General features: G+C 59.1%; 24 protein-coding genes. 13 read left to right on the forward strand and 11 right to left on the reverse strand.

The features are described 5' to 3' along the window. Nucleotides 1-12: 12 nt before the first annotated feature. Together GNF76_RS24895 and GNF76_RS24900 are read right to left on the reverse strand one after the other, a co-directional pair. Complete coding sequence (locus GNF76_RS24895; RefSeq protein ID WP_155585728.1) at nucleotides 13-333, reverse strand: hypothetical protein; 321 nt, start codon at nucleotides 331-333, stop codon at nucleotides 13-15. Between the two features lie 128 nt (nucleotides 334-461). Continuing rightward, the gene (locus GNF76_RS24900) at nucleotides 462-1,052 is read right to left on the reverse strand and encodes a cysteine hydrolase family protein (protein WP_155585729.1); all 591 of its coding nucleotides are present in this window, start codon (nucleotides 1,050-1,052) and stop codon (nucleotides 462-464) included. 238 nt (nucleotides 1,053-1,290) lie between these two features. Here GNF76_RS24900 and prmB point away from each other — a divergent pair, with 238 nt between their 5' ends. Next, nucleotides 1,291-2,199: a 50S ribosomal protein L3 N(5)-glutamine methyltransferase gene (prmB, locus tag GNF76_RS24905; protein WP_178123562.1), complete on the forward strand. Its 909-nt coding sequence runs from the start codon at nucleotides 1,291-1,293 to the stop codon at nucleotides 2,197-2,199. Nucleotides 2,200-2,278: 79 nt separating this feature from the next. On the opposite strand, the gene GNF76_RS24910 is transcribed toward prmB, so the two are convergent. Beyond that, a complete protein-coding gene (locus tag GNF76_RS24910; RefSeq protein WP_155585730.1) occupies nucleotides 2,279-3,085 on the reverse strand; it encodes a hypothetical protein in 807 nt (268 codons plus the stop codon). A 100-nt stretch (nucleotides 3,086-3,185) separates the two neighbouring features. Beyond that, nucleotides 3,186-4,148, reverse strand: coding sequence for an alpha/beta hydrolase (locus GNF76_RS24915; RefSeq protein ID WP_155585731.1), 963 nt, complete (start codon nucleotides 4,146-4,148; stop codon nucleotides 3,186-3,188). Between the two features lie 142 nt (nucleotides 4,149-4,290). Here GNF76_RS24915 and aroC point away from each other — a divergent pair, with 142 nt between their 5' ends. The 4 genes from aroC to GNF76_RS24935 all read left to right on the forward strand — a co-directional run bounded on the left by aroC (nucleotide 4,291) and on the right by GNF76_RS24935 (nucleotide 7,613). Next, nucleotides 4,291-5,382: a chorismate synthase gene (gene aroC / locus GNF76_RS24920; RefSeq protein ID WP_155585732.1), complete on the forward strand. Its 1,092-nt coding sequence runs from the start codon at nucleotides 4,291-4,293 to the stop codon at nucleotides 5,380-5,382. Nucleotides 5,383-5,392: 10 nt separating this feature from the next. Continuing rightward, complete coding sequence (locus tag GNF76_RS24925; protein WP_178123564.1) at nucleotides 5,393-6,532, forward strand: MFS transporter; 1,140 nt, start codon at nucleotides 5,393-5,395, stop codon at nucleotides 6,530-6,532. A 4-nt stretch (nucleotides 6,533-6,536) separates the two neighbouring features. Next, entirely contained in the window at nucleotides 6,537-7,082 is a 546-nt protein-coding gene (locus GNF76_RS24930; RefSeq protein ID WP_155585734.1) for a 1,2-dihydroxy-3-keto-5-methylthiopentene dioxygenase, read from the forward strand. Between the two features lie 240 nt (nucleotides 7,083-7,322). After that, a complete protein-coding gene (locus GNF76_RS24935; RefSeq protein WP_155585735.1) occupies nucleotides 7,323-7,613 on the forward strand; it encodes a response regulator transcription factor in 291 nt (96 codons plus the stop codon). A gap of 261 nt (nucleotides 7,614-7,874) precedes the next feature. On the opposite strand, the gene GNF76_RS24940 is transcribed toward GNF76_RS24935, so the two are convergent. Then, complete coding sequence (locus tag GNF76_RS24940; protein ID WP_155585736.1) at nucleotides 7,875-8,153, reverse strand: DUF3509 domain-containing protein; 279 nt, start codon at nucleotides 8,151-8,153, stop codon at nucleotides 7,875-7,877. A 410-nt stretch (nucleotides 8,154-8,563) separates the two neighbouring features. On the opposite strand from GNF76_RS24940, the gene GNF76_RS24945 reads away from it, so the two are divergent. The 4 genes from GNF76_RS24945 to GNF76_RS24960 all read left to right on the forward strand — a co-directional run bounded on the left by GNF76_RS24945 (nucleotide 8,564) and on the right by GNF76_RS24960 (nucleotide 11,833). Next, entirely contained in the window at nucleotides 8,564-10,390 is a 1,827-nt protein-coding gene (locus GNF76_RS24945) for a long-chain-acyl-CoA synthetase (RefSeq protein ID WP_155585737.1), read from the forward strand. Nucleotides 10,391-10,487: 97 nt separating this feature from the next. Continuing rightward, entirely contained in the window at nucleotides 10,488-11,003 is a 516-nt protein-coding gene (locus GNF76_RS24950; RefSeq protein ID WP_155585738.1) for an ankyrin repeat domain-containing protein, read from the forward strand. A gap of 40 nt (nucleotides 11,004-11,043) precedes the next feature. Further along, nucleotides 11,044-11,574: a hypothetical protein gene (locus tag GNF76_RS24955; protein WP_155585739.1), complete on the forward strand. Its 531-nt coding sequence runs from the start codon at nucleotides 11,044-11,046 to the stop codon at nucleotides 11,572-11,574. Between the two features lie 67 nt (nucleotides 11,575-11,641). After that, nucleotides 11,642-11,833 carry a PLDc N-terminal domain-containing protein gene (locus GNF76_RS24960; protein ID WP_010176042.1) on the forward strand — a complete coding sequence of 64 codons (192 nt, stop codon included), beginning with the start codon at nucleotides 11,642-11,644 and terminating at the stop codon, nucleotides 11,831-11,833. 40 nt (nucleotides 11,834-11,873) lie between these two features. On the opposite strand, the gene GNF76_RS24965 is transcribed toward GNF76_RS24960, so the two are convergent. Next, a complete protein-coding gene (locus GNF76_RS24965; protein WP_155585740.1) occupies nucleotides 11,874-12,344 on the reverse strand; it encodes a methylated-DNA--[protein]-cysteine S-methyltransferase in 471 nt (156 codons plus the stop codon). A gap of 328 nt (nucleotides 12,345-12,672) precedes the next feature. Between GNF76_RS24965 and GNF76_RS24970 the strand changes: the two genes are divergently transcribed. The 3 genes from GNF76_RS24970 (at nucleotide 12,673) to csrA (ending at nucleotide 16,334) form a co-directional block, all read left to right on the forward strand. Next, nucleotides 12,673-14,760 (forward strand): LTA synthase family protein, encoded by a 2,088-nt coding sequence (locus tag GNF76_RS24970; RefSeq protein ID WP_155585741.1) that lies wholly within the window; start codon nucleotides 12,673-12,675, stop codon nucleotides 14,758-14,760. 349 nt (nucleotides 14,761-15,109) lie between these two features. After that, nucleotides 15,110-15,925, forward strand: a complete 816-nt coding sequence (locus tag GNF76_RS24975) for an SDR family oxidoreductase (RefSeq protein WP_155585742.1) — start codon at nucleotides 15,110-15,112, stop codon at nucleotides 15,923-15,925. 205 nt (nucleotides 15,926-16,130) lie between these two features. Further along, nucleotides 16,131-16,334 carry a carbon storage regulator CsrA gene (csrA, locus tag GNF76_RS24980; RefSeq protein ID WP_155585743.1) on the forward strand — a complete coding sequence of 68 codons (204 nt, stop codon included), beginning with the start codon at nucleotides 16,131-16,133 and terminating at the stop codon, nucleotides 16,332-16,334. Here the strand turns inward: csrA and GNF76_RS24985 are convergent. From GNF76_RS24985 to GNF76_RS25000, 4 genes are all read right to left on the reverse strand, one after another. Next, the gene (locus GNF76_RS24985; protein WP_064453367.1) at nucleotides 16,331-16,558 is read right to left on the reverse strand and encodes a YheU family protein; all 228 of its coding nucleotides are present in this window, start codon (nucleotides 16,556-16,558) and stop codon (nucleotides 16,331-16,333) included. The genes csrA and GNF76_RS24985 overlap by 4 nt on opposite strands. Nucleotides 16,559-16,617: 59 nt before the next feature. Next, a complete protein-coding gene (locus GNF76_RS24990) occupies nucleotides 16,618-17,802 on the reverse strand; it encodes an osmoprotectant NAGGN system M42 family peptidase (protein WP_155585744.1) in 1,185 nt (394 codons plus the stop codon). Between the two features lie 173 nt (nucleotides 17,803-17,975). After that, nucleotides 17,976-19,721, reverse strand: coding sequence for an N-acetylglutaminylglutamine synthetase (gene ngg, locus GNF76_RS24995; RefSeq protein WP_155585745.1), 1,746 nt, complete (start codon nucleotides 19,719-19,721; stop codon nucleotides 17,976-17,978). A 3-nt stretch (nucleotides 19,722-19,724) separates the two neighbouring features. Further along, complete coding sequence (locus tag GNF76_RS25000; protein ID WP_155585746.1) at nucleotides 19,725-21,497, reverse strand: N-acetylglutaminylglutamine amidotransferase; 1,773 nt, start codon at nucleotides 21,495-21,497, stop codon at nucleotides 19,725-19,727. Between the two features lie 585 nt (nucleotides 21,498-22,082). On the opposite strand from GNF76_RS25000, the gene GNF76_RS25005 reads away from it, so the two are divergent. Further along, nucleotides 22,083-22,544: an anti-virulence regulator CigR family protein gene (locus tag GNF76_RS25005; protein WP_155585747.1), complete on the forward strand. Its 462-nt coding sequence runs from the start codon at nucleotides 22,083-22,085 to the stop codon at nucleotides 22,542-22,544. 45 nt (nucleotides 22,545-22,589) lie between these two features. Here the strand turns inward: GNF76_RS25005 and GNF76_RS29475 are convergent. Next, a partial coding sequence (locus GNF76_RS29475; RefSeq protein WP_218585309.1) for a hypothetical protein occupies nucleotides 22,590-22,792 on the reverse strand: 203 nt, incomplete at its 5' end.

Raw genomic sequence — 22,792 nt, forward strand, 5'->3', positions numbered from 1 at the left:
ATCTATGCGCCATCAGTCGTGCTTTTTCATCAGGTGTGAGGCGATGTTCAGTGACAGCGGCTGACGCATGCGTCGCCGGCAACGGCGCCACAACCAGACGCCAAACCACAGCACCAACAACCCGATCACCAGCAGTACTGCGGCACCGCCAGGGCTGGCATTCAGTTCGCCCAAGGCGGGTGAGTGTCCCAACAGACTGGCGGCTCCGGCGATCGCCAACAGCACGCCCACTATGGCCAACAGCGCAGCAAAGCACGCGCCCAAGCGCAGACGCCAGTTTCTCGGGCCTTTGGGGCGCAAGCGACGAGCGTCAAAACCATCGGATATCTTCATTCCGACCTTTCCTCCAGGGTATCGGCCCTTCGACCGGAAGATACACAGGTTGTTCCGGGCACAGAGGTAATTGCAGCAAATGACAGGTTTTTGCGGATGAGCGGACACGCCGCTCATCGAAAGGTCGATCAGATCAGATCTTTGGTCAAGGCAAGGGTGGCGAAATTGTCAGCCATGATGGCCATTTCAGTCTGCTGCACGTGTTCGGCGCTGAGGATGCCGCCTTTGTAAGGCAGGTCGCGGGTGGCGCAGGCATCTTCCACCAGGGTACAGCGGAAACCCAGGTTCTTCGCGGCACGCACGGTGGTGCTGACGCTGGAGTGGCTCATGAAGCCGCAGACGATCAGGTCCAGGGAACCGAGGTCTTGCAGGTGTTTTTCCAGCCCGGTGCCGTGGAAGGCACTGGGCAGCAATTTACCGATGATGGTCTCGTCACCGGCGGGCTCCAGCCCGGGTATGAACTCGCCACGTTCACCCTGGGGGTCGAACAACCCGCCGACGGTGCCCAAGTGACGCACGTGGACAATCGGGCGACTGGCAGTACGCGCCGCTGCGGTCAGTTGCTTGATGTTTTCGACAGCTGCCTCCATGCCCGACAAGGCAAGGGGACCGCTCAGGTATTCCTTCTGGGCGTCGATGATCACAAGGGTCGCGTGGTTCAGGTTGGCTGCTGCGTAACCGCGACCGCTGAGTTGAAACATCGTCTTTGGAACGGACATTCTGGGGCTCCTGTGAGTGGGGCTTTTGCGACATTGTCCTCTGGCTGAGCGCTTCTGTGAATCGCTACTATCGTAAGGTACGTCGTTGCTGGCGTGCAGCGATGTCAAGAGGGCACTACGTTTAGGTGAAAAACTGTAAACCAGATGAAATCCGACGTGTGGTGAAGGTTTTTCGTACATCGTCGGTACAGCTCAAGGCTGTTAGAATCGCCAGTCGTTTTTTCCAGGAGCTTGCCCCGTGATCACTTCCCGCCTGCGCACGTTGCGCGACCACATTCGTTGGGCTGTCAGCCGTTTCCATGGGGAAGACCTATTTTTCGGCCATGGTGCCGACAATGCCTGGGACGAAGCCCGGCAATTGGTGCTCGGTGCCTTGCACCTGCCTTGGCAAATTGCCGACAGCTACCTGGATTGCAACCTGGAAGACGATGAACTGGTCAACGTGCAGCGCTTGCTCAAGCGTCGTATCGAGGAACGTGTTCCCACGGCCTACTTGTTGGGCGAGGCCTGGTTCTGTGGCATGTCGTTTATCGTCGATGAGCGTGTGTTGATCCCGCGTTCACCGATTGGCGAACTGATCGAAAACCGCTTTGAACCGTGGCTCGGTGCACCGCCGGCACGCATTCTCGACTTATGCACAGGCTCCGGTTGCATCGGTATTGCCTGCGCCTACGAATTCCAGGACGCCGAAGTGGTGCTGGCGGACCTGTCTTTCGAAGCGTTGGAGGTGGCCAACCAGAACATCGAGCGTCATGGCGTCGATGAGCGGGTCTACACCGTCCAGGGTGATGGCTTCGATGGTCTGCCGGGCCAGCGTTTCGACCTGATCGTCTCCAACCCGCCGTATGTCGATGCCGAAGATTTCGCCGACATGCCGGATGAATACCAGCATGAACCGGAGCTGGGCCTGGCCTGTGGTGACGATGGTCTGAACCTGGTGCGGCGGATGTTGGCCGAGGCGGCGGATCATTTGACCGAGAAGGGCTTGCTGATTGTCGAGGTGGGCAACAGCCAGGTACACGTTGAAGCGTTGTACCCGGAAGTCGACTTTGCCTGGTTGGACTTCCAGCGCGGTGGGCATGGGGTGTTCATGCTGACGGCGGAGCAGTGCCGGGTACATCAGGCGGTGTTTGCCTCACGGGTTTAACCTCTCCCTTGTAGCCGCCGCCGGGGGCCGCTACGCAGCCCATCGCAGCCTCATGCTTCGGCAGCGGCACGCAACTGCGTTAGCGGTGTGTCGCAATCCAGATCAGCAAGCCTGCCTGAAACACGGTAAACGCTACCAGGCAGGTAATGGTAAAGCGCAAGCCGCTGTCTTCGCGCTTGAACTTGATGACCTTCTCTTCTTCCTTGCGCAACTTCACTTCCTGCTCCGCCAGGTTCTGCTCGGCCTGTTGCAGCATTTGTGCGGCTTCAAGGATTTCCACGAACTGCAGCTTTTCGGTGTTCCAGCTGTCCAGCACCTCGCTGACTTTTCCTGGCTGCACGTTGCCTTTCAAATGCTGGACATCGGCATAGGCCACATCAAACCCCTGAATTCGCAGAAAGTGATCCCGGCGCAGGCGCGTGGCTTCGTTCAGCGCGTCCTTGTTCGCCAGGTCCACGCCGTCGACGCGATAGTGCGACCATTTCTTTTTCGCCCAAGCGGCACCCTGAGCCAGCAGGAAGCGACCAATACCGCGGTTTGCGGGCTCGATTTCCAGGCTATTGCCCGGGCCGAAATGCACCCGATGGGTGGCGTGATCCACCCAGATATCCAGATGATTCTGTTCCCGGCGCACCCGCTGGCCCGGCAGCTGAATGACCATGCGCAACAGGCTATGGTCCTTGTTATTGCGTTCGGCATAGCCAAATTGCACAAAGCGCAATGGCCGGGCGCCGGTGGCGCGGTCGGTGGCCAAGGGGGCGAGGCGCAGCATCTTGAAGTGTTCAGCCTGGACGTCCGCCCACGGCTGGGCCGCCGTCTCGGCAGCCGTAGTTTCGACGGTGCTCTCGGCGGTTGTTTCGGGTGGTGTTGTTTCGGTGTTTGTCATGCGGCGCGATCCTGTCCAAGCCCTGCGGGTCGACAGGCTTTTTGCTGTCGACCCTTGGCTTATCGGCCGGTTTATTCAGGACTGGAGGACGAATGGTCGCTTAGCTGGCGCGAAGCCCGTCGATAAAGCGAACCAGGCGAGCGCCCAGTTCGGCTGCCAGGGGCAATTGCGGGTCGTTATAGGAGGCCAATTGCTGCTTCACCTCATTGGGGACGATGCGCATCACGTGGTTCATGCCCTCGATCACCGTCAATTGAGCGTCCGGCTTGGCGGCCTTGAGCATTTGCGCATCGCCCACGCCCACTTGCAGGTCATTGGTGCCCTGGATGATCAGCGCCGGCATCTTCAACTTGGCAAAAGCGGCTGAAGGATCGGCACGAAACAGGCTGATCAGATAAGGCTGCACGCTGGGCCGGAAGATTTCCTCAAGCGGGCCGGGTACGTTGGTATCCACTTGGCCAGCCTTGAGGTGATCAAGAATCTGATTGCTGCGCAGCAACAAGGCTGGCGGCAGGTGATTGGCCAGTTGCTGGCGGATGACCTGATCCACCGGGCGGGCGCTGCCGGACAGCGAAATGACCCCGGCCGGGTTGAGTTGGGGCGCGGCGAGGGCGGCTACCAGCGCGCCTTCGCTGTGGCCCAGCACAATCAACGGCCCCATGCGTGGGTCGGCCTTGAGCAACTTGCCCCAGGCCACCGCATCGGCGACGTAGGCGTCCAGGGTCAGGTTGCGCTCGTCCGGGGTGGCCGCCAGGCTGGCCGCCACGCCGCGCTTGTCGTAGCGCACGCTGGCGATGTTGTGTTTGGCGAGTACCCAGGCCAGGCGCTTGAGGCTGTCATTGCGCGCGCCGTCGGCACTGTTGCCGTTGCGGTCGGTGGGGCCGGAACCGGCAATGATCAGCACCACCGGCACCGGGCTGTCGGATTTGGGCAATAACAGCGAGCCAAACAGCTCGCCGCTGCCGGTATCCAGGCTAATGGGTCGTTGCAACACGACGGGGGAGGCGGCAAAGGCCACGCTGGTGAACAGGGTCAGGGTCAAGAGCAAAACTCGAAGCATCATCGCGCCATTATGGGGAAGGTGCCGGTTGGACCAATGTCTACCGGTAAGGTTTCGAGGATGAACTACTTGGTTAGCCTGCGTATACTGGCGCTCTTAGTTATTACGGTTGAGTTATTTCAACTGATTTCACGGAGCGTCCCGCATGTCCGGCAATACCTACGGCAAGCTGTTCACTGTCACCACTGCGGGCGAAAGCCATGGCCCAGCGTTGGTCGCCATTGTCGACGGCTGCCCGCCCGGCCTTGAGCTGTCCCTGGAAGACTTGCAGCATGAGCTGGATCGCCGCAAGCCCGGCACCAGCCGCCACACCACCCAGCGCCAGGAGCCCGACGAAGTCGAAATCCTCTCCGGTGTGTTCGAAGGCCGTACCACCGGTTGCTCCATCGGTCTGCTGATCCGCAACACCGACCAGAAGTCCAAGGACTACTCGGCGATCAAGGACCTGTTCCGCCCGGCCCACGCCGACTACACCTACCACCACAAATACGGTGAGCGCGACTACCGTGGCGGTGGCCGCAGTTCTGCCCGGGAAACCGCCATGCGCGTGGCAGCCGGAGCCATTGCCAAGAAATACCTGGCCACCCAGGGCATCGTCATTCGCGGCTACATGAGCCAGTTGGGGCCGATCGAAATCCCGTTCAAGACCTGGGACAGCGTCGAAAAAAATGCCTTCTTCAGCCCGGATCCGGACAAGGTTCCTGAACTGGAAGCCTACATGGACCAGTTGCGCCGTGATCAGGACTCCGTCGGTGCCAAAATCACCGTGGTCGCCGAAGGTGTGATGCCGGGCCTGGGTGAGCCGATCTTCGACCGCCTGGACGCCGAGCTGGCCCACGCGCTGATGAGCATCAACGCGGTCAAAGGCGTGGAAATCGGCGCCGGTTTTGCCTGCGTCGCCCAGCGCGGCACCGAGCACCGCGACGAACTGACGCCGCAAGGTTTCCTCAGCAACAATGCGGGTGGCATTCTCGGAGGCATCTCCTCCGGCCAGCCAATCGTTGCGCACCTGGCCCTCAAGCCAACGTCGAGCATCACCACACCAGGGCGTTCCATTGATGTGCAGGGCAACCCGGTGGACGTGATCACCAAGGGCCGTCATGACCCGTGTGTCGGCATCCGCGCCACACCGATTGCCGAGGCGATGATGGCTATCGTGCTGATGGATCACTTGCTGCGTCATCGTGGGCAAAATGCTGATGTGAAAGTGAGTACCCCGGTGTTGGGGCAGTTGTGACGGCCTGACCGTGACAGCACTCCCGTACTGGCGACTCTCCAGCTTCTACCTGTTCTATTTCGCCCTGCTGGGGGCGACGGCGCCGTTCCTGGCGCTGTACTTCAATCACCTGGGGTTCTCCAGCGCGCGCATTGGCGAGCTGGTGGCCATCCCCATGCTGATGCGCTGCGTAGCCCCCAATATCTGGGGCTGGCTGGGGGATTACACCGGTCGGCGCCTGGCCATCGTGCGGATTGGCGCGGTGTGTACGCTGGTAAGTTTCTCACTGATCTTTGTCAGCAAGACTTACGCCTGGCTGGCTCTGGTGATGGCGTTGCATGCGTTCTTCTGGCACGCGGTGCTGCCGCAGTTTGAGGTCATTACCCTGGCACACCTGAAGGGCCAGACCTCACGCTACAGCCAGATCCGCCTGTGGGGGTCGATCGGTTTCATCCTCACCGTAGTCGCCATGGGCCGTTTGTTCGAATGGTTGAACCTGGATATCTACCCGGTGGCCGTGGTGGTGATCATGGCGGGGATCATTGTCGCCAGCCTCTGGGTCCCCAATGCCCAGCCGGAAAATCAGGGCAATCGCCTGGCGGGTGATGGTTTCTTGCTGCAATTGCGCAGGCCGGGTGTCCTGGCGTTTTATGCTTGTGTGGCACTGATGCAAATGAGCCACGGTCCTTATTACACCTTCCTGACGTTGCATCTGGAGCACCTGGGTTACAGCCGCGTAGTGATCGGGATGCTCTGGGCCCTGGGAGTCGTGGCGGAAGTCTTGATGTTCCTGGCCATGAGCCGAATCCTGGCGCGCTTTTCGGTACAGCGCGTGTTGATGGTCAGTTTTCTGCTGGCGGCATTGCGCTGGTTACTGCTGGGTTCGTTCGCCGAGTTCTTCTGGGTGCTGCTGCTCGCACAAGTGCTGCATGCCGCAACCTTCGGCAGTTTTCACGCCGCCGCCATCCACTTCGTACAGCGCAGTTTCGGCGCACGCCAGCAAGGCCAGGGGCAGGCACTCTATGCCGCTCTCGCGGGAACCGGCGGCGCGCTGGGCGCCCTCTATTCAGGCTACAGCTGGAACCTGCTGGGGCCGACCCTGACGTTCAGCATCGCCAGCCTCGCAGCCCTGGCCGCTGCCGTTATCATTGGTATTCGATCCGAGGAATAGTTTCATGAGCAGTCTTTGTGTGTACCACCTCTCGACCCCGGACACGCCGAACAAGGTCCTGACCCACGCTGACGATATTGCGTCGACCTTGGCCGGGCAGGGCATCCATTTCGAGCGTTGGCAAGCCACCACTCGAATCGAAGCCGGAGCCACCCAAGCTGAGGTGGTTACGGCCTATCAGGAGCAGATCGACACGTGGATGACCGAGGGCGGTTACGTCAGCCTTGATGTCCTCAGCGTCAACCACGACCATCCGCAAAAAACCGAGCTTCGTGCCAGGCATTTCCAGGAGCACCTTCAGGCAGGGGATCAAGTGCACCTTTTCGTCGCTGGTCGTGGCTTGCTTGCCTTACACATCGACGACTATGTCTATGCCGTGCTTTGCGAGAAAAATGACCTGATCTCGATACCTGCCGGCACCCCGTACTGGTTCGACATGGGTGAGAACCCACGGGTTGTGGCGATCCGTCTGTTTAAAAACTCACAGGGTTGGGTGCCTGATTTCACCGGCGACGACATCGCCAGTCGTTTCCCGCAGTTCGAGGACTGAATTGGCATCTTTGAATTATTGTAGGAGTTCGCTCCTACAATTTGAAAAATCAACCCCCGTTAGTTGTAAAGTGTTGTGGGAAGAGACTTATTGATCTGTAAGTTTCAACTGTTTGTCCTGGGCCTTACTTGTTAATTCAAATGGTTGTGTAACTCTCTCGCCTCAATGTTTAATCGTCTGTCAATAGGAGAAGTCCGAAGGCTGACGATATAAGACCTAATAGAAGAGGGAGGGATGTGAATGAGCGGCCCAAAAGAGCGGGATCAACGGGCAGTCGAGCCGAATCCGCCTGTGCTGAACAAGCATGCCGTCACCCCCAAACCACCGATAAACGCTATCAGCCTGAGTGAAAAGGAACGGGAGGTTCTACGCTGGGCCGTCCAAGGCAAGACGGTGTGGGAAATCAGTCAGATCCGTGCAGTCTCACCGGCCACCGTGAAGTTTCACCTGCACAACATCTATAACAAGTTACAAGTCGGCAATCGTGTCCAGGCGGTGGCAGAAGCGGTAAAGCGCGGCTTGTTCGAATAAGCCGCCGTATAAAAAAACGGGCCGTGACGCTAATGCCAGTCAGTTAAGCGAACGCGGTGCTCAAGGCAGAGAAGAACGAATGTGGGAGCTGGCTTGCCTGCGATTGGATCAACTCGATATACCTGAAGTATCGAGGTGTCTGCATCGCAGGCAAGCCAGCTCCCACACTGAATCTGCTTCGGTTGCTGGATCCCCACTCCTTAACTGATCGGCATTAGGCCGTGACGCTGGATAACGTCACGGCCCGCTTGAGGTGCTTGCTTATGCCGAATGGTAGGTCGGCAGGGCAAAGCGGTTCTGGCTTTGCAGCATCGAAATCTGTGGCAAATCGCTGGCTTGTTCCGCCAGGTCACGGCGAATGGCGCTAATGACCCAAGTCAACTGGTCGGCGGTGTGCAATTGCTGATACGAGATCGACCGCTTGATCTGTTTACCTTCGCTGTTGCGCAGGGTCAGCAGGATCCCGCCATCAGGACGGGCCTGGGTGGTGACATCATAGTTGGAGAACACAGATGAAAACTTATCTTGGATCAGGCTCATGTCTATCAGCTCCGTTAGCTCATGATTGGCAAGCGTGGAGTGATAGGTGCAGTGATTGTGCCAGTATCTGATTTTTTTAAAGTCATTATAAATCAATAAGTTAATAATCTGAAAGATTTTTGGTTTCGTGCAATTTGCATGAGTGGCCATCGTGCATCCTGCATTTTGCGTGGATTGCCGTTGGCTTTTCCCTGAAGTGGACGGGGTAGAGCTTCTCTACCGACCGTCGTTCCCCGGCATAAATTCCCTTTTTCAGAGCCTGGGCCCCGGGATACAAAACTTTTCAAATCCTGCGTGTACAGCCAAAGAATGGCTGGCGTATTTTCCTGCAAGGCACTGGGCGTTCGTCCTACGGCGTAATGAGTGTGCCCCTGGATCATATAAATAATAAGAAAAGGGACGTTCCTGCCATGAGCCATCGGCAAAGCGACATGATTACGTGGGGCATGATGTTGCGTAAGGTACCGACCATTGTCCGGGCGCTCCCGCGTCTGGTGCGGGGTATCCGGTTCGCCAACATCACCGATCCCGAGCAACCCTGTGGACTGGGCTGGACCTTCGAGCAGGCCACATTGCGCAACCCCGAGGGCGCTGCGCTGCTGTACGGGAACGAGGTACTCAGCTACACCCAGGCCAACCAGCAATCCAATCGCATCGCCCACCATCTGCTGGAGCAGGGCATCGGCAAGGGGGACGTGGTGGCGCTGTTTATCGAGAACCGTCCCGAACTGTTGTTGAGCGTGCTGGCGGTAGCCAAGGTTGGCGGTATTTGCGCCATGCTCAACACCTCGCAAACCCAGGCGGTACTGGTTCACAGCCTGAACCTGGTCAAGCCAGTGGCGATTATGGTGGGGGCCGAGTTGGTCGGGGTCTACTCGGCCGTTCGCGATCAAGTGTCGATCGAGCCTGGCCGGAGCTGGTTCGTCGCCGATTATCCGCAAACGGTCGTGCCGGATGGCTATGTCGACCTGATGGCGGCCAGTGCTCACTGTGCACTGGACAACCCGTCCAGCAGCCAGCGGATCTACTTCAATGATCCCTGTTTCTATATCTACACCTCCGGCACCACCGGCTTGCCCAAGGCCGGCATTTTCAAGCATGGTCGGTGGATGAAGTCCTCGGCCAGCTTTGGCACCATCGCCTTGGATATGGGACCGCAGGATGTCGTTTATTGCACCTTGCCGCTGTATCACGCCACTGGCCTGTGCGTGTGTTGGGGTTCGGCGATTGCCGGGGCATCGGGGTTTGCCATTCGCCGCAAGTTCAGCGCCAGTCAGTTCTGGGACGATGTGCGCCAATTTGACGCCACCACCCTGGGTTACGTCGGTGAACTGTGCCGCTACCTGATCGACCAGCCGCCTGGCGAGCGTGACCTCAATAACCGAGTGACGAAGATGATCGGTAACGGCTTGCGTCCGGGCGTCTGGGCCGAGTTCAAGGCGCGCTTCGGCGTTGATCATATCTGTGAACTGTATGCCGCCAGCGATGGCAATATTGGCTTCACCAATGTGTTGAATTTCGACAACACCATCGGTTTTTCCCTGATGCACTGGGCGCTGGTGGATTACGCCCATGACACGTGTGAACCGATTCGCGGCAGTAACGGTTTCATGCGGGAGGTGGCGAAGGGCGGGCAGGGGTTACTGCTGGCCAGGATCGACGACAAGGCACCGTTCGATGGCTATACCGACCCGGAGAAGAACCGCAAGGTGGTTATCCGCGACGTGTTCGAACAGGGCGACCGCTACTTTAATACTGGCGACCTGCTGCGCAATATCGGCTTCGGCCATGCGCAATTTGTCGACCGCTTGGGAGACACTTACCGCTGGAAAGGCGAAAACGTCTCCACCACTGAAGTGGAAAATATCTTTTTGCAGCACCCACAGATTTCCGAAGTGGTGGCCTATGGCGTGGAAATCCACAACACCAACGGCCGTGCCGGTATGGCGGCCATCACCCCGACCGAGTCCCTGGCCTCCCTGGATATGCGTGAGTTGCTGCAGTTCGCCCACGGGCAGTTGCCGGCCTATGCCGTGCCGCTGTTCCTGCGGATCAAGGTGAAGATGGAGACCACTGGCACCTTCAAGTACCAGAAGGTCAAGCTCAAGGAGGAGGCGTTCGACCCCGACAAGGCGGGTGATGACCCGATTTATGCCTGGCTGCCAGGATCTGACAGCTACGTGCCAGTGACGTGTCAGGTCTTGGCGGATATCCAGGCCGGCAAGTTCCGCTATTGATTGTGGCTATTGAAGCCTTTGGCAAAAAAGAAATGACAGTAGGGAACTCCCCCGCGAGACTGGGCGCCTTATGAAATACCAGACAAGGAGCCCCCATATGTCAGACCAAGCCAAACAAATGACCGAACAAGAAGCCGCCGAGTTTGCCGAACAGGTTTTCGACGTGGCACGCAGAGGGGACGCAGCGTTGTTGGCGGCGCTGCTGGCCAAGGGCTTGCCGCCGAACCTGCGTAACCACAATGGCGATACCTTGCTGATGCTGTCGGCCTATCATGGCCATGTCGACGCGGTGAAAGTGTTGCTGGAGTTCAAGGCTGATCCACAGATCGCCAATGACAAAAACCAATTGCCGATTGCCGGCGCGGCGTTCAAAGGCAACCTGCCGGTGGTCAAGGCGCTGATCGAAGGGGGTGCCCTGGTTGAAGGCGCGTCGAGCGATGGGCGTACAGCGTTGATGATGGCGGCGATGTTCAACCGCACTGAAATGGTCGACTACCTGATCAGCCAAGGGGCGAACCCCAAGGCGACGGATGCGCAGGGCGTGACCGCGCTGGCAGCGGCCCAGACCATGGGGGCGGCGGATACGGCGGCGCAGTTGCAAAAACTGGTGTAGGCTTTGCGCCCCAAAATCAGCCCCGTTACAGGATTCGCCCATGAAAAACGCACTCGTCGAACTCATCACTAAAATCAGTTCCGGTTGCCTGGGCGAAGCCGAGATCGTGCAAATCGCCGACGAAGCGACCCAGGCTTTTGCCGACCCTGAGGCTTTTCTGGCCGCCAACCCGGACATCAACTACGACGACACCTTCCCGATCCCATTGGGCGAGTGGATGGTCGTCGGCAGTCTGCCGGACACGGTGCTGTTCCAGGCAGATACCTACTCGGACCTGTTCACCCAGATCGTCGCCTCCTTCGGCCCGGGCGTGGCCTTCAACCTCAAGCCCAAGCAGCTGTTGAAAACTGAGGACCTGACTGCCCTCAACCGGATACAGATCCAGATGAGTGCCTTGAACCCGGAAAACGGCGGCTATGTGTTGATGAACTTCAGCCAGTTGCTCGATGACGAGATCCAGATGGTGCTGGTCTACGGCAATGATGTGCCACGGGTGCAGGCGTTGTGTGCCGAGGTGGGTATCAAGGGCGAACCATCGCTGGAGGCACTGCGGGTGGCGGTCCACGTTTGAAATAAAACGGAACCCTCACCCAGGCTGACTATCCTAAGGAAGCAAGCCCTCACTTAGGAGCGACACCATGGGTTCCACTTTTAATGGTCTGATCGGGTTGATCATCCTGGCGCTGGATATCTGGGCGATCATCAACGTGTTCAAAAGCGGCGCGGGAACGGGCGCCAAGGTGCTGTGGATCCTGTTGATCCTGCTGCTGCCGGTGCTGGGCTTGATCATCTGGGCGATTGCCGGGCCGCGCGGTAACGTGCGGATCTGATTCAACCCCATAAAGGCTCCCATGCGCGCCGTGGGAGCTTTTAGATCAGCCAACTGCCTTCCAGCTCCAGCAACTTCAACTTGTTCTCGATCCCGCCGCCAAACCCTATCAACGTCCCGTCGCTGCCCACCACTCGGTGGCAGGGGATGATGATGGAAATCGGGTTGGCGCCATTGGCCTTGCCCACGGCGCGAATCGCCTTGGGGTTGTCCAGATGGCGGGCCTGTTCGCCATAGGTCCAGGTTCGTCCATAGGGAATCAGCAGCAGCGCCTGCCAGACTTGTTGCTGGAAGGGCGTGCCCTGTGGTGCCAGACTCAGGTCGAATACCTCGCGCTTGCGCGCGAAATACTCATCCAGTTGCTGGCACACGTCATCCAGTTCATTCGTCGCCAGTTGCCAGTGTTCCTGGGCATGCTGGTGGTGCACGTCCATATACAGCAGGCGCAGGCCTTGTTCGTCGCCCGCCAGTAGCAACGGACCCAGCGGGCTTGGGTGGTAGCGATAAAACATGAAGGTCAATCCACAAAGGCAGAAGGCAAAGTTCGCATATTTGCGCGTGAGCGTCTCCGGTGTTTTTTGTGTATCGAGATATTCGCTGTACGGAATTTTCACATTTCATCCAAGACAATTCGCCGGCTTTGTTGCCTTGCCAAGGCTCTATATTCAGGGTCTATAAACGCGGGTATACGGAGTGTGATCAGTAATTAATAGCGTTGATGCCGTTGATCGGGCACCATTTGCTCCACCGCGTTAACCCCCGACCCCAATCTGTATGGGCGAGGGCAGTACGCCGCTGCATTAATTCGCAACTTAAACTTCCAATGGGTCCTAAAACGACATGGCAAACCCGGACGCCCTGAGTCAGCAGCGAGCCTCTAATCGCTTGCTGCAACCGACCGTCAAATCCCATCTGGCGTACACGCTGCTCTGCGCTCTGGTCATGATGGTGATGTTCTCCCTGCTGCGCCTGGCGCTGCTGGTGTACAACCGCGAAATGATCCTCGACACGCCGGCCTCGACCTTCCTTGAAGCGTTCGCCAACGGCCTGCGCCTGGACTTGCGCCTGGTGGTGTACCTGAGCATCCCGTTGCTGCTGGCATTGTTCAGCGTAAGGGCCATGGCCGCGCGCGGGTTCTTCCGTTTCTGGCTGACCGTCGCTTCCAGCATCGCCCTGTTCCTGGGCCTGATGGAGATGGACTTCTACCGCGAGTTCCACCAGCGCCTCAACGGCCTGGTCTTCCAGTACGTCAAGGAAGACCCGAAAACCGTGATGAGCATGCTCTGGTACGGTTTCCCGGTGGTGCGCTACCTGTTGGCCTGGGCCGTGGGCACGCTGATCCTGAGCATCGCCTTCAAGGGCGCCGACCGTGCGACCCGGCCGCGTGGCCCGTTCAGCGGCGGCACCATCGGCACTCGCCAGGTTGCGCCGTGGTATACGCGCATCGCGGTGTTCATGGTGTGCCTGCTGATCGCCGTGGTTGCCGCCCGTGGCACCCTGCGTCAGGGCCCGCCTCTGCGTTGGGGCGATGTTTACACCACGGATTCCAACTTCGCCAACCAGTTGGGCCTCAATGGCACCCTGTCGCTGATCTCGGCGGCCAAGGCACGGTTCTCCGAAGAGCGTTCCAATATCTGGAAGGCCACCCTGGATCAGCCTCTGGCCACCCAGACCGTGCGCGACATGCTGGTCATGCCTGACGAAAAACTGGTCGACGCCGACACTGCCGCCGTTCGCCGTGACTTCACGCCGCCGGCCGAGAAAACCCTGCCGATCAAGAACGTTGTCGTGATCCTGATGGAAAGCTTTGCCGGTCATTCGGTAGGCGCCCTGGGTCGTCCGGGCAACATTACGCCGTACTTCGACAAATTGTCCAAGGAAGGTCTGCTGTTCGACCGCTTCTTCTCCAACGGCACCCATACCCACCAGGGTATGTTCGCTACCATGGCCTGCTTCCCGAACCTGCCGGGCTTCGAATACCTGATGCAGACCCCGGAAGGCAGCCACAAGCTGTCAGGCCTGCCGCAGTTACTCAGCGCCCGTGATTTTGACGACGTGTATGTCTACAACGGCGATTTCGCCTGGGACAACCAGTCGGGCTTCTTCAGCAACCAGGGCATGACCAACTTCATCGGTCGTAATGACTTCGTCAATCCGGTGTTCTCCGATCCGACCTGGGGCGTGTCCGACCAGGACATGTTCACCCGTGGCCTGGAAGAGTTGAAGGCGCGCGAGGGCGGCAAGCCGTTCTACGCACTGCTGCAAACCCTGTCCAACCACACGCCGTATGCCTTGCCGACCCCATTACCGGTTGAGAAAGTCACTGACCGTGGCAGCCTCAACGAGCATTTGACGGCAATGCGTTACTCCGACTGGGCCCTGGGCCAGTTCTTTGAAAAGGCCCGCAAGGAGCCGTACTTCAAGGAAACCTTGTTCGTCATCGTCGGTGACCATGGTTTCGGCAACGAGCAGCAGATCACCGAAATGGACCTGGGCCGTTTCAACGTGCCGATGCTGATGATTGCACCGGGGGTGCAGGAAAAATTCGGCGAGCGTGACCACACCGTGGGGACCCAGATCGACATCGTGCCGACCATCATGGGCCGCCTCGGTGGTGAAACCCGTCACCAGTGCTGGGGCCGCGACCTGCTGAACCTGCCGGAAGGCGACAAGGGCTTCGGTGTGATCAAACCGTCGGGCAGCGACCAGACCGTTGCTTTGCTCACCGCTGATCGCGTGTTGGTCCTGCCCAAGGAAATGCCGCCGAAACTGTGGCAATACGAACTGGGCGCGAACCCTACCGGGACAGTGATCCCTGAATCGTCGGACGAGGCTGCTCTCAAGCAGAAACTCGAATCGTTCCTGCAGACGGCCACCAAGAGCCTGCTGGACAACACCGCGGGTGTAGTCGATAGCAAACCGGACTAAACAACGGTGAATAAGAAGAGGCCTTTTTAAGGCCTCTTTTTTTTGCCCGTTAAAATGCTTATGTCTAGCCGAATAACAGGAGTAACAGTATTACCAGTACAGCGCTGAAGATACCGTGCGGCCCGTAAGCTCTACTTCTTAAAGCTTTTACCTCAGTGAATTATTTCTTTTAACTGCGTTGCAATTAATAAACCTTAGTTTGAAAAAAGTGAAACTTGCAGCGTTCCCCTCGATCCGACCGGGCTTGCGGTTTGCCCAGGGCATTCAGCAATCTGATGGTGCATGGGGGCAGGAAAAACCTTCGCTACACTGCGGTTCACTTCTTCCGTGAACCACAAGGCTACTTTTTATGCAAAATCGCATGATGATCACCGGCGCCGGGTCCGGCCTGGGTCGCGAAATCGCGCTGCGCTGGGCCCGCGAGGGCTGGCAGTTGGCGTTGTCGGACATCAGCGAGTCAGGCCTGCAGGAAACCCTGACGCTGGTACGCGAGGCCGGTGGTGATGGTTTTACCCAGCGCTGCGATGTGCGGGACTACAGCCAACTCACGGCTTTCGCCCAGGCGTGTGAAGTCAAACTGGGTGGCATCGACGTGATCGTCAACAACGCCGGGGTGGCGTCTGGAGGCTTCTTCAGCGAGCTGTCCCTGGAAGACTGGGACTGGCAGATCGCAATCAACCTGATGGGCGTGGTCAAGGGCTGCAAGGCTTTCCTGCCGTTGTTGGAAAAGAGCAAGGGACGGATCATCAACATCGGCTCCATGGCAGCGCTGATGCAAGGCCCGGCCATGAGCAATTACAACGTGGCCAAGGCGGGAGTGGTGGCGTTGTCGGAAAGCCTGCTGGTGGAGCTCAAGCAGCAGGAAATCGGCGTGCATGTGGTGTGCCCGTCGTTCTTCCAGACCAACCTGCTGGACTCGTTCCGTGGCCCGACCCCGGCGATGAAGGCTCAGGTGGGCAAGCTGCTTGAGAGCTCACCCATCAGTGCGGCAGAGATAGCCGATTACATTTACCAGCGTGTCGCCGAGGGTGAATTCATGATCCTGCCCCATGAACAAGGGCGGATGGCCTGGGCGTTGAAGCAGAAGAACCCGCAGTTGCTGTATGACGAGATGACCGCAATGGCGGACAAGATGCGGGCGAAGGCCCAGTTGGCGAAAGGCTGAGGTTGACCTCCCACTGTGGCAGGCCCGCTCGCCACAGGTAGACGCGGTGTTTAAGCTTTGGGTCGTGATATTCACAAATCGCTATTTGTCTGTCGGAGAAATTAACCTCGCCTTGTAGGACAAGTCTGTTTGCTCCGCACGGCATTGATGAGCGGCAGGTGAGGGAGCATGGTCAATGTCCGGTAACTTTCAAAGGACGAACGCCATGCTGGTATTGAGCCGTGCGGTAGGCGAAATAATCTCCATTGGGGATCACATCAACTTGCGCATCCTGGAGGTCAACGGCACTCAGGTAAAACTTGGCGTGGAAGCGCCAGCGGGGGTCAATGTGCATCGCTCGGAGGTCTATCAGAAGATTCTCAGCCGCCAGGCGCAGCAGGTGGCCACCCACCCGGTGCCCAACCCTTAGTCGAACAAATGCTTGGGCACGTCGTGCTTGAGCATCAACTGGCACTGCTCGCTCTCGGGATCGAAGACGATCAGTGCCTGGCCTTTGGTCAGTGCCTGGCGCACGCGCAGTACCCGGGTTTCCAGGGGCGTTTCATCGCCATTGTCAGTGCCGTCGCGGGTCACGAAGTCTTCGATGAGGCGGGTCAGGGTGTCGACTTCAAGCGCGTCGTAGGGAATCAGCATACAAGCCTCGATTAAGTAATCCCGGCGATGCTACTGCGCCGGGACCCTTGTGGCCAGCCTCAGGTTTTTTGCCCCACCAGACTGTCCACCGACGGTACTCGGGTGTCGCTCTCCATCTGCGTCTCGTGCTCCAGTTGATGACTGAAACGGTCCAGCGAGCCTTGGGCCGGTTGCGCATCGCTGGCGAATACCGGCGGGCTGAGGATATAGGCGCCCAGCAAGCGACTGAGGGCCGCGAGGCTGTCGATATGGGTCCGCTCATAACCGTGGGTGGCGTCGCAACCGAATGCCAGCAATGCGGTGCGGATATCGTGACCCGCGGTGACCGCTGAATGGGCATCGCTGAAGTAATAGCGAAACAGGTCGCGGCGCACCGGTAGCTCATTGTCCGAGGCCAGGCGCAGCAGGTGTCGGGAGAGGTGGTAATCGTAAGGCCCGCCGGAATCCTGCATGGCTACGCTCACCGCGTGCTCGCTGGAGTGCTGGCCGGGCGCGACGGGCGCGATGTCGATGCCGACGAATTCACTGACATCCCAGGGTAGCGCGGCAGCGGCGCCACTGCCGGTTTCTTCGGTGATGGTGAACAGTGGATGGCAGTCGATCAGCAAGGGTTCGCCGCTGTCGACAATGGCCTTGAGCGCGGCCAACAGCGCTGCGACGCCGGCCTTGTCGTCCAGGTGGCGGGCGCTGATATGGCCGCTCTCGGTGAACTCCGGCAGGGGGTCGAAAGCGACGAAATCACCCACGCTGATCCCCAATGAATCGCAATCGGCACGGGTCGCGCAGTAGGCGTCCAGGCGTAGTTCGATGTGATCCCAACTGATGGGCATCTCATCCACGGCCGTGTTGAATGCATGCCCCGAGGCCATCAATGGCAACACGCTGCCACGGATCACACCGTTGTCGGTAAACAGACTGACGCGGCTGCCCTCGGCAAAACGGCTGGACCAGCAACCCACCGGTGCCAGGGTCAGGCGGCCGTTGTCCTTGATCGCCCGCACGGCGGCACCAATGGTGTCCAGGTGCGCGGAGACGGCGCGATCGGGGCTGTTTTTCTGGCCCTTGAGGGTGGCGCGAATAGTCCCGCGGCGGGTCATCTCAAAGGGAATACCCAGCTCTTCCAGGCGCTCGGCGACGTAGCGCACGATGGTGTCGGTAAACCCGGTGGGGCTGGGGATGGCGAGCATTTCCAGCAGCACTTTTTGCAGGTAGGCAAGGTCCGGTTCGGGAATGGTTCGGGTCATGGAAACTCCTGATGAGTTGAGGGCATCGATGGTTTCGATCAGTGGGCCGTTGCGCTAGAGAGTTATCGCCTGTCCCGGCCTCATCGCGGGCAAGCCCGGCTCCCACATTGGAATGCGGTCAACTGTGGGAGCCGGGCTTGCCCGCGATGAGGCCGAAACAGGCAACGCATGCCTCAAGTCGCCGGCTGGCTGTGAGGGAACAGTAGGTCCACAAACTTTTCTGCTGTTGGCTGCGGTTCATGGTTGGCCAGCCCGGCCCGTTCATTGGCTTCGATAAACACGTACTCCGGTTGATCGGCGGCTGGCACCATCAGGTCCAGGCCGACCATGGGAATGTCCAGCGCCCGGGCCGCGCGCACGGCGGCGTCCACCAGGGTCGGGTGCAGGATCGCGGTCACGTCGATAAGGCTTCCGCCGGTGTGCAGGTTGGCGGTGCGGCGCACGGCCAGGTGTTCGCCCTGAGCCAGGATGCTGCTGTAGTCGTAACCCGCCGTATGCAAGGTGCGCTGGGTCTCGTGGTCCAGGGGGATTTTGCTTTCGCCATCGGTGGCGGCCTGACGGCGTCGGCTCTGGGCTTCGATCAGCGTGCCAATGGAGTGCTGACCGTCGCCGATCACCTCGGCCGGCCGGCGAATAGCGGCGGCGACCACCTCGAAACCGATCACAACAATGCGCAGGTCCTGGCCTTCGTGGAAGCTTTCGAGCAACACCCGGCTATCGAACTGGCGCGCCGCCTCAATCGCCTTTTGCACGTCCTCGATGTTCTGCAGATCCACCGCGACGCCCTGGCCTTGCTCGCCATCCAGCGGCTTGACCACGATGCGCTGGTGTTCGTCGAGAAATTCCAGGTTGTCATCGGCGCTGCCCGCCCGTTGCTGGGCCGGCAGGTTAAGCCCGGCGGCCTTGAGTACCTTGTGGGTCAGGCTTTTGTCCTGACACAAGGTCATGCTGATGGCACTGGTCAGGTCGCTCAATGATTCCCGGCAACGCACTCGGCGTCCGCCGTGGCTCAGCGTAAACAGCCCGGCATCGGCGTCATCCACCTGCACATCAATCCCGCGTCGATGGGCTTCCTCGACAATGATCCGCGCATAGGGATTAAACCCGGCTTGCGGTCCCGGCCCGAGGAACAGCGGCTGGTTGATGCCGTTCTTGCGCTTGATGGCAAAGGTGGCCAGCGCTCGAAAACCGAGTTTGGCGTAGAGACTTTTCGCCTGGCGATTGTCGTGCAGCACCGACAGGTCCAGGTAACTGAGGCCTCGGCTCATGAAGTGCTCGATCAGGTGACGCACCAGCACTTCGCCAACGCCTGGCCGGCTGCATGGCGGGTCCACTGCCAGGCACCAGAGGCTGCAACCATTTTCCGGATCGTGGAAGGCTTTCTGGTGATTGAGGCCCATCACGCTGCCGATCACCGCGCCGCTGTCTTCGTCTTCGGCCAGCCAGTACACCGGGCCGCCTTGATGGCGCGGGGTCAGCAGCGTCGGGTCCACGGGCAGCATGCCGCGTGCCTGATAGAGGTGATTGACGGCCTGCCAGTCTGTGTCGCCTTGTACCCGGCGAATGCGAAAACCCCGGAACACCCGCGTCGCCGGTCGGTAGTCGCTGAACCACAGGCGCAGGGTGTCGGAGGGGTCGAGAAACAGTTGCTGTGGGTCAATCCCGAGGATCTGCTGCGGTGCCGCCACATACAGGGCGATATCCCGTTCCCCGGGCTGCTCGTTGAGCAGCTCTTGGGCCAGGCTCGCCGGGTCGCAAAAGGTATGGCCGATCAATAACCGGCCCCAGCCGCAATGCACGGCAATCGGCTGGGGGCTTAATGTGCTGCCGTCTTCGGCAAAACGGGCTTGCAGGCGTTCGTAGGAGGGCGTCTGGCCCCGGACCAAGCGTTGGCTGTAAGCCGTGGCATGAGGTTTCATCAATCAGACTCCTTGTTCGCTGAGCCACAGGTTCAGCGCCGCCAGTTGCCACAACTTGGAGCCTCGCAACGGGGTCAGTTGGCCCTGCGGGTCGGTGAGCAGGCGATCGAGCATGGCCGGGTTGAACAAACCACGGTCCTGGCTCGGGTCCAGCAGCAGGTCGCGCACCCAGTTCAAGGTGTCACCCTGCAAATGCTTGAGTCCCGGTACCGGGAAGTAACCTTTCTTACGGTCGATGACTTCGCTGGGAATAACCCGGCGCGCGGCTTCCTTGAGTACTTGCTTGCCACCGTCCGGCAGTTTGAATGTGCCTGGCACGCGCGCTGATAACTCTACCAGGCGGTAGTCGAGAAACGGCGTTCGCGCTTCCAGGCCCCAGGCCATGGTCATGTTGTCCACTCGCTTGACCGGGTCGTCCACCAGCATCACGGTACTGTCCAGGCGCAAGGCCTTATCCACAGCCGCATCGGCGCCCGGCTGGGCGAAATGCTCGCGGACGAAGTCGCCCGCAGCATCATTGGCCGTCAGCCATTTTGGCGCAACGGTGGCGGCGTAGTCGTCATAGCTGCGGTCAAAAAACGCGTCGCGGTAAGCGGTATACGGATCACTGGCACCGTCCACCTGCGGGTACCAGTGGTAGCCGGCGAACAGTTCATCGGCGCCCTGGCCGCTCTGCACCACCTTGCAATGCTTGGCCACCTCCCGGGACAACAGGTAGAAGGCGATGCAGTCATGGCTGACCATCGGCTCGCTCATGGCGCGGAAGGCGGCCGGCAATTGCTCGATGATCTCGCTTTCGGCAATGCGCAGTTGATGGTGTTGAGTGCCGTAGTGCCTGGCGATCAGATCGGAATACTGAAACTCGTCACCGCGCTCGCCGCCGGCGTCTTCAAAGCCGATGGAAAAGGTCGACAAGTCCTGCACGCCGACTTCCCGCAACAGGCCCACCAGCAGGCTGGAATCCACGCCGCCGGACAGCAGCACGCCGACATCCACCGCCGCACGTTGGCGAATTGCCACGGCTTCACGGGTGCTGTCGAGCACGCGGTCGGTCCAGTCTTCCAGGCTCAGGTTGGTTTCATCGGCATGGGGGCCGTAGGGCAGTGTCCACCAGGTTTGCTGTTCGGTCTTGCCGTCGACTTCGATACGCATCCAACTGGCGGGCGGCAGTTTTTCGATGCCTGCCAGCAGGGTGCGCGGTGCGGGGACTACGGCATGGAAGTTCAGGTAATGGTTGAGCGCCACCGGATCCAGGATCGGATTGATATCACCGCCCTTGAGCAGCGCCGGCAGGGCCGAGGCAAAACGCAAGCGCTGGCCGGTGCGCGACAGGTACAGCGGCTTCACGCCGAGACGGTCACGGGCGATAAACAGGCGCTGGGCGTCGCGCTCCCAGATGGCGAAGGCGAACATGCCGTTGAGCTTGGGCAGCAAGGCTTCGCCCCAGGCGTGATAGCCCTTGAGCAGCACTTCGGTGTCGCCGCCGGAATAGAAGGCGTAGCCCAGGGCTTCAAGCTCGGTGCGCAGTTCGGGGAAGTTGTAGATGGCGCCGTTGAAGGCCAGGGACATGCCCAGTTGGGCGTCGACCATCGGTTGGGCCGAGCCGTCCGACAGGTCCATGATTTTCAAGCGCCGATGGCCCAGGGCAATGGGTCCCTGGGCATGGAAGCCCCACGCGTCAGGTCCGCGAGGGGCGAGGTGATGGGTGATTCGCTCAATGGCTGCCAGGTCGGCAGGTTGGGCATCGAAACGTAGTTCTCCAGCTAATCCGCACATTGTGCTAAAGCCCTTGTATATGCTGGGCCTCAGCGCTACCACTACTTTTTCAGTACCGTTTTCGTACCATTTTGCAGCATGTCCAGCTTCTCAAGCTCAGCCCAATCGCTCGGTGAGTTGATCCGCTTGGCATAGGTTGAAAGCCAGACTTGGACACTGTTGTCCAAAGTGAGCTGTTGCAAGCATCAGGCGCATCATTATTACATCGGTGTGTCGTACATCCTGCGATGCCTCATTCCCGGCTTGCGCAACGCCGTCAACCCGTAGCGCTTAGACCCTGTTTCGGAGCGGGTGTACAGCTCTGATCTTTTGCCCGCTCCTTTTGGCGCGAAAACATAATCAGAGCGCGCCGCCGTAAGTGGTCAGGATTTTCGAGTACCTCCAATGCCCGATCGTTCCATAAAACTTTCCGTGCTGTCTTCGTTTTGTCCTTTCCTCTGTCTTTTCCTCCACTCACGATTGCTGGTTCAGATGAGTCAGATGCTGCCCACCGTGACCGGAGGCAGCCAGTAGGACGATAGACGGAACTAAAGGCGGTAATACCGTCTACATTTCTGGGAGTATTCCCTTTCGGAGAGGACGGTCATGTTTAAATTGCGTTCGCTTACCGCTGTAGTTACCTGCCTTGCTTTGGTCGTCGGGTCAGTGTCTGCACTGGCCGACCCGGGAAATGGGAAAGGTCAGGGCAATGGAAACGGTAACTCTCAAGGCGGCCAAGGTCATGGCAACCAGGGCAATAAAGGGAAAGGTTCCAGCAGGGGCGATTGGGATAGCGGCCCTAGCATTGACCGAGGCACTGTACTGGGCGTACTCGGTGGTTACCGAGACTATTGGAGACCGGGTCCTGCGTTGCCACCCGGAATACAGAAGAATCTAGCCAGAGGAAAGCCTCTTCCCCCAGGCATTGCCAAGAAGCTGGATGGCAGGTTGCTTGGCAGACTGCCCCATTACGATGGCTACGAATGGCAGCAGGCGGGTACTGATCTGATACTGGTAGCGATTGCGAGCGGGATCATCTATGAAGTTCTAAATGGTGCTTTGGATTAGTTCGCTCAGACGCTGATCAATTCATGGCAGGACCGTTTTTCGTGATCACCTAATCGTTAGAGAGGGCGACACATTCGCATTCACTTTATAAAAATGTATGGGTGCTTCCATTGGTCGTTTGTCTTTGAACCGCATGTAACTAAGTGTGTCGTAGGGGGTGAGAACACCAACCCCTGTGGAAGTAATCATGCGTTTTAAAAAGAAAAGTCTAGTTGCCGTCATGTCGTGCGTAATGATGCTGGCTGCTG

Origin of the sequence: Pseudomonas spelaei, assembly GCF_009724245.1 — a bacterium.
GTDB lineage: Bacteria > Pseudomonadota > Gammaproteobacteria > Pseudomonadales > Pseudomonadaceae > Aquipseudomonas > Aquipseudomonas spelaei.